9 protein-coding genes are annotated in these 10,424 nt (G+C 67.2%); 4 read left to right on the top strand and 5 right to left on the bottom strand.

Going from position 1 to position 10,424, the window contains the following annotated elements:
* Positions 1–197: 197 nt before the first annotated feature.
* From gorA to V3B48_RS21155, 4 genes are all read right to left on the bottom strand, one after another.
* On the bottom strand, positions 198–1,556 hold the full coding sequence (gene gorA, locus V3B48_RS21170; RefSeq protein ID WP_125893984.1) for a glutathione-disulfide reductase: 1,359 nt from the start codon (positions 1,554–1,556) through the stop codon (positions 198–200).
* Positions 1,553–2,803, bottom strand: coding sequence for an FAD-dependent oxidoreductase (locus tag V3B48_RS21165; protein ID WP_329894401.1), 1,251 nt, complete (start codon positions 2,801–2,803; stop codon positions 1,553–1,555). The genes gorA and V3B48_RS21165 overlap by 4 nt, the downstream gene beginning before the upstream one ends.
* A gap of 3 nt (positions 2,804–2,806) precedes the next feature.
* The gene (locus tag V3B48_RS21160; RefSeq protein ID WP_329894400.1) at positions 2,807–4,051 is read right to left on the bottom strand and encodes a DUF418 domain-containing protein; all 1,245 of its coding nucleotides are present in this window, start codon (positions 4,049–4,051) and stop codon (positions 2,807–2,809) included.
* 99 nt (positions 4,052–4,150) lie between these two features.
* Positions 4,151–4,633 (bottom strand): peptidylprolyl isomerase, encoded by a 483-nt coding sequence (locus tag V3B48_RS21155; RefSeq protein ID WP_049398704.1) that lies wholly within the window; start codon positions 4,631–4,633, stop codon positions 4,151–4,153.
* Between the two features lie 73 nt (positions 4,634–4,706).
* Here V3B48_RS21155 and V3B48_RS21150 point away from each other — a divergent pair, with 73 nt between their 5' ends.
* Positions 4,707–5,285 (top strand): C40 family peptidase, encoded by a 579-nt coding sequence (locus V3B48_RS21150; protein WP_329894399.1) that lies wholly within the window; start codon positions 4,707–4,709, stop codon positions 5,283–5,285.
* A gap of 197 nt (positions 5,286–5,482) precedes the next feature.
* Positions 5,483–6,190 (top strand): C40 family peptidase, encoded by a 708-nt coding sequence (locus V3B48_RS21145; protein WP_223224737.1) that lies wholly within the window; start codon positions 5,483–5,485, stop codon positions 6,188–6,190.
* A 256-nt stretch (positions 6,191–6,446) separates the two neighbouring features.
* On the opposite strand, the gene V3B48_RS21140 is transcribed toward V3B48_RS21145, so the two are convergent.
* Complete coding sequence (locus tag V3B48_RS21140) at positions 6,447–7,781, bottom strand: dicarboxylate/amino acid:cation symporter (RefSeq protein ID WP_046988032.1); 1,335 nt, start codon at positions 7,779–7,781, stop codon at positions 6,447–6,449.
* A 154-nt stretch (positions 7,782–7,935) separates the two neighbouring features.
* Between V3B48_RS21140 and V3B48_RS21135 the strand changes: the two genes are divergently transcribed.
* Together V3B48_RS21135 and V3B48_RS21130 are read left to right on the top strand one after the other, a co-directional pair.
* The gene (locus V3B48_RS21135) at positions 7,936–9,642 is read left to right on the top strand and encodes an alkaline phosphatase (protein ID WP_032128997.1); all 1,707 of its coding nucleotides are present in this window, start codon (positions 7,936–7,938) and stop codon (positions 9,640–9,642) included.
* Complete coding sequence (locus V3B48_RS21130; protein WP_164080556.1) at positions 9,639–10,184, top strand: WG repeat-containing protein; 546 nt, start codon at positions 9,639–9,641, stop codon at positions 10,182–10,184. Before V3B48_RS21135 ends, V3B48_RS21130 begins: the two co-directional genes overlap by 4 nt.
* Positions 10,185–10,424: the final 240 nt, after the last annotated feature.

Genomic DNA, 10,424 nt, shown 5'->3' with positions numbered 1-10,424 from the left:
GCACCGCCGTCTTCAACATTCTGGCAAGGAAACTAGCCAAGATCGCCTGGGGCGTGTTCAAGAGCGGCCGGGACTTCGATCCGGCCATGCTGAAGGTGGGTCAAGCCTGCTTCCAGCAGGCTTGACCGCGAACATAGGATCTCGACTCTACAAAGAGCGACGGCCGAGCATGGGCTCGGCTCTGCAGCAACCGCAGGTCAGCGCATCAGCACCACTTCCTCGGCCGAGGTCGGGTGGATCGCCACGGTGTCATCGAACTGGGCCTTGGTCGCGCCCATCTTCACCGCCACCGCGAAACCCTGCAGGATCTCGTCGGCCGCTTCGCCCAGCAGGTGGATACCCACCACGCGTTCTTCCGGGCCGGCGCAGACCATCTTGAACAGGCTGCGCTGTGTACCGTTGGCCAGCGCCTGCAGCATCGGTCGGAAACGGCTGTGGTAAACGCTCACCTGGTCGAAACGCGCGCGCGCTTCTTCCTCGCTCATGCCCACCGCACCCAGCGGCGGGTGCGAGAACACCACGCTGGCCACGTTCTCGTAATCCATCTTCGACTGCGGGCGACCACCGAACAGGCGATCCATCAACCGTCGCGAAGCAGCCACCGCCACCGGGGTCAGGCCGACCTTGCCGGCGATGTCACCCACCGCGTGCACGCTCGGCACGCTGGTGGTCTGCCATTCGTCCACCTGCACCTGCTGGTGTTCGCCAATGCCGATGCCGAGCGCTTCCAGGCCCAGATCACGACTGTTGCCGCGGCGGCCGGTGGCGAAGAACACCGCGTCGAACACGCTGTCGAGCGGGCCGTCATGGCCGAACGCACGTACGCGTTCGCCATCGCGCTGCAGTTCGCGCAGGCGATAGCCGAAATGGATGCGCACGCCCTGCTGCTTCAGGTTCTCGGCCAGCTGATCAGTCAGCTCGTAATCGAAGCGATCCAGCAGCCGTTGGCCACGCACCAGCAGGCTCACCTTGCTGCCCAGTGCCTGCAGCAGGCCGGCCAGCTCCACCGCGATGTAGCCACCGCCGATGATCGCCACCTCGGCCGGCGCCGCACGCAGGTCGAAGAAATCATCGGAGACCAGGCCCAGTTCCGCGCCGGGGATATCTGGACGCAGCGGGTGCGCGCCGGTGGCGATCAGGATGTGCTCGGCGCTGTAACGCACGCCATCACTGCAGGCCACGGTATGCGCATCGAGCAGATGGCCGCGCGCCGGAATGCGCACCACGCCGGTCTCATCCAGGCGTTTGTGGTAGCTGGTGTGGATGTTGCTGATGTAGGCCTGGCGATGGATCACCAGTTCCTTCCACGACAGCGCCGGGCGCGCCTGAACATCGAAGCCCATCGCACTGGCCAGGCCGATGCGCTCGTGCAGGTCGGCCGCCAGCCACATCGCCTTCTTCGGCACGCAGCCGACATTGACGCAGGTCCCGCCCAGCTCACCGGGCTCCAGCATTGCCACGCGCTTGCCATGCTGCGCGGCACGGATCGCACCAGCCAGGCCGGCGGAGCCGCCGCCAAGGACGATCAGGTCGTAATCATAGGGTGCAGTGCTCATCGGAATCGCTCGGGTCGGTAAGGGGCAGGATCGATCGCTGGCGTGCGGCCGCAGACGAGATCGGCGATCAGCTGGCCGGTGCCGGCGCTCATGCTGATGCCGAGCATGCCATGCCCCGCTGCAAGCCAGACGTGAGGATGCGCAGGCGCGCGGCCGATCAACGGCACGTCGTCCACGCTCATGGGGCGCCACCCGCACCACTGCTCCTGCAGCTGCGCACCGCGCGGCGCGCGCAGGTAGCGGTCGGCGGCCTGCTGCAGGGCCTGCAGGCGGCGCGTGCGCAGCTGCGGGTCGGCACCGGCGAATTCCATGGTGCCGCCCAGGCGCAACGCATCGCGCCAGGCAATCACGAACACGGAATGGTCCTTCAGTACGACTGGACGCTGCGGCACCTGCTCCGGTCGTGACCAGGTCAGCGAATAGCCCTTGCCGGGCTGGATCGGCACGCGCAGGTCCAGTTGCCGTGCCCAGTCGCGCGACCACGGGCCAGTGGCCAGTACCAGCTCACGCGCCCGCACGGTCTGCAGGCCGGCCTGCACGCGTACGCCCTGCGCATCGTCACTGAATCCCTGCACGTCCACCTGTTCGTCGATCACCACGCCCTGCGCGCGCAGCACGCGCGCCAGTTCAGCGGTATAGCGGTCCGGACGCAGCTGCGCATCGCCGGGAAAGTGGATCGCACCGGCGAGGCGATCATGGAACGCCGGATTGTCGCGCGCATAGTCGGCGCCGTCGATGCGCGCCGTGGCGATGCCCTGCGCGTTCAGTGCCTCACACTCAGCGGCGTGGTGATCGAAATTGCGGGCATCGCCAAACACGTAGTCCAGACCGCGGGTATCGAATTCGCAGTCCAGCGCATGCACCTGCACCCACTGTGCCAGGCGCAGCCGGGAATCATTCAGCAGCGCAGCGCGGGCGCGCGTGGCCTGCAGCCAGTCGCGGGCATTGCAGCGTGCGCTGAACTGCAGCAGCCAGCGCCACAATGCAGGGTCCAGTCGCGTACGCACGTACAACGGCGCACGCGGATCGAGCATCCAGCGCAGCGCGCGCAACGGTACGCCAGGCGCTGGCAGCGGCGGCGCGTGGCTGGGGGTGATGGTGCCGCAGTTGCCATGCGAGGTCGCGCCGCCGACACGCCCACGGTCTATCACGCGTACCTGCCGGCCCTGTGCGCGCAGCGCGAGCGCGACGGCCAGTCCAATGGCACCGGCGCCGACCACGATCACATCCTCGCGCGCGCCCTGCATCGATCAGCCCTGCCCGGCCCCGCGCCGCATCGGCGGCCACTGCCGGTAGGTCATCGCACGCCACAGCCATTCCATCGGCCCGAAACGGAAGCGGCGCAACCACGCGTGCGAAATGCCCACCTGCACAGCGAACAGCAGTAGTGCGAACAGCAGCTGCACGCTGCGCGGCATCACCTCGAACCATCCCAGTCCGTAGTGATAGAAAAGCAGCGTGCAGACCAGCGACTGCGCCAGGTAATGGGTCAGCGCCATGCGCCCCACCGGCGCCAGCCAGGCCAGCCGCGTGCGCCAGTGCACGATCCACGCCAGATAGCCCAGGCACATCGGCAGGCCGCCTATGGTCACCAGGCCCATCGCCGCCGTCACCGGAAGGTTGTAGGCGCCCGGTGCCAGGTAGGGTTTCCAGGCGACGCCGATCAACGTGACCAGCAGGCCCAGCGGCAACGCGATCCAGCGCAGCGACGCGTACAGCCGCGGGAAGCGCTCCGGCGCCGCCAGCGCGCCACTGCCGGCGAACCAGCTGCCGATCAGGAACATGCCCAGCACTTCCGGACCGGTGATCAGCAGCGCCCCCATCGACGTACCGAACTCACTCAGGCGCTGCACATTGGCCTGCGCCCAGCTGCCCTGCCCGTACACCTGCCGCTGCAGCTCAATGCTCCGCTGCGCCTCGGCAAGCATGCCCTGCACCTCTTCGGCCGAAGCCATCGACACCATCGCGCCGACCAGCAGCATCATCGCCACACCGCCGAGGTAGACCATCAGCCCCATCCACGGCAGCCAGCTGCGTGGCGCCTCGCGGCAGGCCAGCAGCGGCAACGAGATCAGTGCATACATCACCAGAATGTCGCCGGACCAGACCAGCAGTGCATGGCACAGACCGATCAGCAGCAAGCCAGCGCTGCGGCGCAGGTAGAACGGGGTGAAGTCGCGCCCGGCGGCCTCAGCGCGCTGCGCCATCACCGCGAAGCCGGCACCGAACAGCAACGAGAACAGGGTGAAGAACTTGCCCTGCACGAACACGTAGACAAAGGCATCGGCCCAGTAGTCGATGCCCTGCCAATGCACGTCGATGCCGGTGAACGCCAGGTCCAGCGGCCCGCTGAAGGCCTCGATGTTCATCAGCAGGATGCCCAGCAGCGCAGCACCGCGCAGCACGTCAAGCACGGCGATGCGTTCGCCGGAAGCCACCGGCTGCAGGGAAGGAGAAGCGGCGTTCACAGGGCGTCCGTCGGGCAGGTCCGCCATTATGCCGCCGGCCTGCGCGCCATGGATGGCCGCGCCGTGTTCCACAAACGCAACGGCCCGCCGAAGCGGGCCGTTGCTGCCATCACGATCGCGCTGCGATCAGTGCTGGTGACCGCCGTCGCCGTGGACGTGGCCGTGGTCGATTTCTTCCTTGCCGGCTTCGCGCACATCGACGATTTCCACGTCGAAGTGCAGGTCCTTGCCGGCCATCGGATGGTTCAGGTCGACGTCGACGACGCTCATGCCGACCTTCTGCACGGTCACCGCACGCGGGCCGAAGTTGGTCTGCAGCACGACCTGCTGGCCCGGAGCCAGCTTGGTGTTGCCGAAGTGCTTCTTCGGCACGCGCTGGGACAGGCCCTCACGACGCTCGCCGTAGGCATCGGCAGCGTTGACGTCGACGCTGAAGGTCGCGCCGGCTTCCTTGTCCATCATGGCGTTTTCCAGGCCCGGGATGATGTTGCCGTGGCCGATCAGGATCGCCAGCGGCTCGCCGCGGTCCTTGGACGATTCGATCGGCTCCTGGCCGACTTCGGAAACGGTGTAGTGGAAGCGGACAACGCGGTCTTTTTCGATCTTCATGCGCAACTCTGTCTGGATCTGCCGGAGGCAGGCGGGTTGGGGCGGGTTGTCGCCCGGCGGGGACGCCGCCATCATGACGGCCAATCCTAAGGTGGCGCATTATCCGGAGATCATGCACATCACGCCAGTTTCGTCCGGCCTGCGCCGGCTCCTCGCCCCGGCCCTGCTGCTGGCCCTGCCCGTGCTGATGACCGCCTGCGGCGGCGGCAAGGCCACCCGACCCGCGCCGCCCCCGCCGACCGCGAACTGGCCGAAGACCGTGCCGGACAATCCCGAGGCGGCCAACTCGGTGCTGATGCGCGCCATCAGCCTGGTCGGCACCCCCTATCGCTATGGCGGCAATACCCCCGACTCCGGCTTCGACTGCAGCGGCCTGGTGGCCTACGTCTACCGCGAGATGCTGGACCTGAAACTGCCGCGCACCTCGCGCGACCTGGCGGCGGTACAGGGCCCGAAGATCGACACGCAGCGCCTGGCCACCGGCGACCTGGTGTTCTTCGGCAGCCGCGGCAGCGTCACCCATGTCGGCATTTATGTGGGTGAAGGGCGCTTCGTGCACGCGCCGAGCACGGGTGGCACGGTCCGGCTGGACTCGCTCAGCGGTCCGTACTGGAAGGACCACTACACCGGGGCGAAACGCGTCCTTCGCTAAGATGAACAGGCGATATGTTCAAAATTGTGACGCACATCACCGTGCAACTAACGATTTACTAACGGAATTTTTAACTTATTGCCGCTTTTACAGGGCATGATGCCCCATCGTTTTTTTCCTGTGACCGACGCGTGACGACTGACGACCTGAAAAGCGAAGGCCAGACTTCCGTATCTTCACGTAGTGCCCGCCCGCTGTTGCTTGGCTTGGCACTGTGTCTGACCAGCCTTCCGGCCTGGTCGCAGACTGCTCCGAACCGTTCCGATGTGACCCCGGCCCCGGTGGCCGAGAGCACCGCCCGACCGGCCGCCAAGGCCGAGGCTGCCGCTCCGCAGCGCAGCCGCGTCGATGCCGCCGCCAGTGCCACGCTGGCCGCCCTGCTGCCGCACCTGGCCGCCAATGACACCATTCCGCTGATGGACCGCTCGGCCGTGGTGGCCGGCGACCTCAGCCGCCTGCTCGCCAACTACGACACCAGCAGCGCCGCCAATGGCAGCGTTGTCGGTACCGCGGCCGACAACGGCAAGGTGCAGTCGCTGCTGCGCCGCGCGATGACCCTGCTGGGCACCCCGTACCGATGGGGTGGCAGCAACCCGGACAGCGGTTTCGACTGCAGCGGCCTGGTCGGTTACGTGTTCCGTTCGGCCCTGGGCATCGAGCTGCCGCGCGTCTCCCGCGAAATGGCGCACGATGACAACGCCGAACTGATCAACGACCGCACCGCACTGGCTGCCGGTGACCTGGTGTTCTTCGGCCGCAAGGGCCGCGTCGACCACGTCGGCATCTATGTTGGCGATGGCCGCTTCCTGCACGCACCGAGCTCCGGCAAGGACGTCCGCGTGGACACCCTGCTCAGCGGCTACTGGGGCAACAAGTTCATGCAGGCCCGCCGGGTCGATCTCTGACCCGCTGGCGCCACCGCGCCGCCTGACACGAGAAAGCCGCTGCCCTGCAGCGGCTTTTTTGTTTGCGCCCCCACTGGGTGCCGACCTTGGCCGGCACTGCGCCACCTGCCCCAGTGGGTGCCGACCGTTGGTCGGCACTGCGGCCATCCACGCATGGCGTGGATCTACCGGGGACCTACCCTGATCGGCACCGCGCCAGTCAGCTCCAAAACAAAAAGCCCGCCGGTCAGGGCGGGCTTTTCATCTCCACGCAACCTCAGCCGCGTGGCGGTGTCGGGTCCGGATCGTCCACGCCCACGTTGCTGGACGGGTTGTCATACACCGCCTGGTCAAGCAGGCCGGTTTCCTTGGCCACGATCACCGGCACCAGCATCTGGCCCGTCACGTTCGTCATCGTGCGCATCATGTCCAGGATGCGGTCGATGGCATACAGGTAGCCGATGGTCTCCAGCGGCAGGTTGGCTGCGCTCAGCACCACCGTGGCCATGATCACCGCGGTACCCGGCACGCCGGCCGTACCGAAGCTGCCCAGCACCGACGCGATCAGCACCACCACGTACTGCTCCGGGGTCAGCGGCACACCGCTGTACTGCGCGATGAACACCGCGCACAGCGCCGGATAGATCGCGCCGCAGCCATCCATCTTGATGCTGGCACCCAGCGGCACCGCGAACGAACCGTAGTCCTTGTTCACGCCCAGGTTGTGGGTGATCGAGCGCAGCGCCACCGGCATCGCTGCGAAGCTGGACGAGCTGACGAAGGCGACCTGCATGCCCGGCGCCGCGCCACGGAAGAACTTCAGCGGGTTCAGGCCGTGCGCCAGCAGCAGTGCGCTGTAGACCACCACGATGTGCAGTGCGCAGGCCACGTACAGCGCCAGCACGAAGTGGCCCAGCGGCAGCAGCTTCTCGAAACCGTAGCTGCCGACCAGGCCGGCAATCAGGCCGAAGGTGCCGATCGGGGTGACTTCCAGCACGAAGCGGGTCACCTGGATCATGATGTCGCTCATCTGCCCGACCAGCTTGCGCGCCTCGGTCACCTTCTCGCCCAGCTTGACGATGGCAAAGCCCACCAGGCCAGCGAAGAAGATCACTGGCAGGATCGAGCCGCGACCGGCAGCCAGCACGGTTTCACCGGCCGCATTGACCTTGGTGCCGATGCCGGACAGCGCGTAGAAGACATTGGCCGGCACCACGTCCAGCAGCACCTGCACCACGCTGGGCACTTCGCGCGGCACGTAGTTGCTGGCCATCGACAGCTGCAGGCCACCGGCCCCGGGCTGCAGCACGGTACCCACGCCCAGGCCGACGCACACCGCCAACGCGGCGGTGATCACGAACCACAGGAAGGTGCGGCCACTGAGCGCGGCGACCGACTTCTGGCCGTGCAGCGACGAGATTGCGTTGATGACCGCGAAGAACACCAGCGGCACGGCGATCATCTTGATCAGGGTGACGTACAGCTCGCCGAGCGGGCCGAACCACGTTTCCGCGGCCGGGCCGAGCGCCCAGCCGGCCAGCGCGCCGAGCACGAAGCCACCGACCACGCGCTGCCAGAATGGAATCCGCAGCCAGGCAGAGACCAGCTTCATAGGCAATCCAGAGGGGAAGGAAGGGATGCTGGCACGATAGCCCAAGGCGGCCCGCAGAACGACCGCCCGGCCGGCAAATCAGTGTGTCATCGGCGTGCCTTGCGAGGGCGGGCATAATGAACGTCCCGTTACAGTTTGTGAGATCCCAGCGTCCATGCGCCGTTCCGTCTCCCTGTTGGCCGCCTGCGCCACCACCCTGCTGCTGGGCGCCTGCGCCAGCACCACCCCCGCGTCCGCCCCGGCCGGCCTGAAGGTCGCCGTCGACCCCGTTGCCCATCCGGCCGGCGAGACCCCGCAGTGGTGGTACCGCAGCGGCGCCGCCCAGGCCGCCGCCAACGGCGCGATGTCCGGCAAGGCCAAGAACGTCATCCTGTTCCTCGGCGACGGCATGAGCCTGACCACGGTGGCCGCCTCGCGCATCTACGAAGGCCAGCAGAAGGGCGGCTCGGGTGAAGAGAACCTGCTGTCCTGGGAGCGCTTCCCGGCCACGGCCTTCAGCAAGACCTACAACACCGATTCGCAGACCCCGGATTCGGCCGGCACCATGACCGCCATCACCACCGGCGTGAAGACCCACATGGGCGCGATCGGCGTCAGCGCCGGCAGCCGCACCGACTGCGCCGACAGCCTGTCCAAGGGCCTGCTGACCTGGCTGCAGCTGGCCGACAGCGCCGGCCTGGCCACCGGCGTGGTGTCCACCGCACGCCTGACCCATGCCACTCCGGCCGCCACCTATGCGCACTCGCCCGAGCGCAACTGGGAAAACGACACCGACCTGACCGAAGCCGCGAAGGCCGCCGGCTGCAAGGACATCGCCCAGCAGCTGTTGTCCACCTCGCGCTATGGCCGTGGCCCGCTGGTCGCCCTCGGCGGTGGTCGTGGTGAGTTCACCACCGTGGAAGAGCGCGATCCCGAGTACGACGACAAGGTCGGCCAGCGCCTGGACGGCCGCAGCCTGGTGCAGGAATGGCAGCAGGCGCATCCGCAGGGTGCCTACGTGTGGAACAGCAAGCAGCTGGCCGCCGCCGCGAATGCGCCGGCCATCCTTGGCCTGTTCGAGCCGGACCACATGCGCTACGAGTACGAGCGCCCGCAGGATCCGGGCGGTGAGCCGAGCCTGGCCGAACTGACGGCGGCAGCCATCAAGAACCTGGCCAAGCACCAGGAAGGCTACGTGCTGATGATCGAAGGCGCGCGCATCGACCACGCCAACCACAGCGGCAACGCCTACCGTGCGCTGACCGAGACCGTGGCCCTGTCCGACGCGGTGCGCGTGGCCAACGAACTGACCTCGGCCGACGATACCCTGATCATCGTCACCGCCGACCACTCGCACACCCTGAACTTCGTCGGCTACCCGGCGCGCGGCAACCCGATCCTGGGCAAGGTGAAGGACAAGGGCGGCGAAGATGGCGCCGGCAAGCTCGACTACGCGCTGGACGGCACCGGCCAGCCGTACACCACCCTGAGCTACGCCAATGGCCCGGGCCACACCGGCAGCAGCAACCAGCAGCCGGCTGGCCCGAAGCGTTACCCGCACAACCCGAGCAGCTTCGAACCGGCCAACGGCCGCCCGAACCTGCGCGAGGTCGACACCGAGCATCCGGACTACATGCAGGAAGCACTGGTGCCGATGAAGTCCGAGTCGCACGGCGGCGAAGACGTCGGTATCTGGGCACGCGGCCCGGGCAGCAAGGCGATCCGCGGCACGCTGGAACAGAACGCGATCTACCACATGATCGTGCAGGCCACCCCGGCCCTGCGCGAACGCCTGTGCCAGGCCGGCACCTGCGATGACAAGGGCGTGCCGGTGCAGCTGCCGGCGCCGACCGCATTCGAGCGCAAGGCCGAGGCCAAGTGATCGTGAGGCAGGCCTACCCTGCTCCTGCCAGCGGCCGCTTCGCGCGGTCGCTGGTCCTGCTTGGCGTGCTGGTCAGTGCCAATGCAGCGGCACAGGCACCGGCGTGCAAGCTGCTGACCGACGAACACGGATTGTGGCCGCTGCCCAACTGCGAAGTGGTCGATCACCGGCCGAAGATCAGTGCCGACACCTTGAAGGACCTGAATTACGACGACCATGGCCTGGCCGTGGTGTACGCCGACCAGGGCTTCCACTATGTCAACCGCAAAGGCCGCAGCCTGCCGGTACTGACCTGGGACAACGGTCCGGAAACGCCGCAGGAAGGCCTGCTGCGCGCCCGCGTCGGCAACCGCGTGGCCTACTTCGATCTGAAGTTCCGCCAGGTGGTGCCCGGCACCTTCGATTTCGGTTGGCCGTTCCAGGATGGCGTGGCCGAAGTCTGCAATGGCTGCCGGCGCGGCACGCCGGATGCCGATGGCCACACGCCGATGGAAGGCGGAGAGCGGTTCCGCATCGACCGTTCGGGTCGTCGGGTAAAGTAGGGTTTTCGGCAGGGCTGCGCCCTGCACCTGCAGACGCAACGGCAACGGCCGAAGCAACAGCGTGCATTCCGTGGGATGGCGGGGCACTGTGGGTTTGCGGGGACGGCGCAAGTACGTCCATGTAGCCTTGATCGCCGCATCCATGCGGCTCACACCCCGCAAACCCACAGTGCCCCGCCTCTGACAGATCTCCGCGGCTGTTGGTAGGTGTCGACCTTGGTCGACACATCTGTCAGATAT

This window comes from Stenotrophomonas sp. SMYL20, assembly GCF_036320045.1.
Lineage (GTDB): Bacteria > Pseudomonadota > Gammaproteobacteria > Xanthomonadales > Xanthomonadaceae > Stenotrophomonas > Stenotrophomonas maltophilia_A.
The sequence above is the reverse complement of the archived record's forward strand: the minus strand, read 5'-3'. Positions and strand labels throughout refer to the sequence as shown.

Coding starts and splice junctions, on each gene's coding strand:
- gorA (WP_125893984.1), bottom strand. CDS start 1,556: ATGAGCACTGCACCCTATGATTACGACCTGATCGTCCTTGGCGGCGGC.
- V3B48_RS21165 (WP_329894401.1), bottom strand. CDS start 2,803: ATGCAGGGCGCGCGCGAGGATGTGATCGTGGTCGGCGCCGGTGCCATT.
- V3B48_RS21160 (WP_329894400.1), bottom strand. CDS start 4,051: ATGGCGGACCTGCCCGACGGACGCCCTGTGAACGCCGCTTCTCCTTCC.
- V3B48_RS21155 (WP_049398704.1), bottom strand. CDS start 4,633: ATGAAGATCGAAAAAGACCGCGTTGTCCGCTTCCACTACACCGTTTCC.
- V3B48_RS21150 (WP_329894399.1), top strand. CDS start 4,707: ATGACGGCCAATCCTAAGGTGGCGCATTATCCGGAGATCATGCACATC.
- V3B48_RS21140 (WP_046988032.1), bottom strand. CDS start 7,781: ATGAAGCTGGTCTCTGCCTGGCTGCGGATTCCATTCTGGCAGCGCGTG.
- V3B48_RS21135 (WP_032128997.1), top strand. CDS start 7,936: ATGCGCCGTTCCGTCTCCCTGTTGGCCGCCTGCGCCACCACCCTGCTG.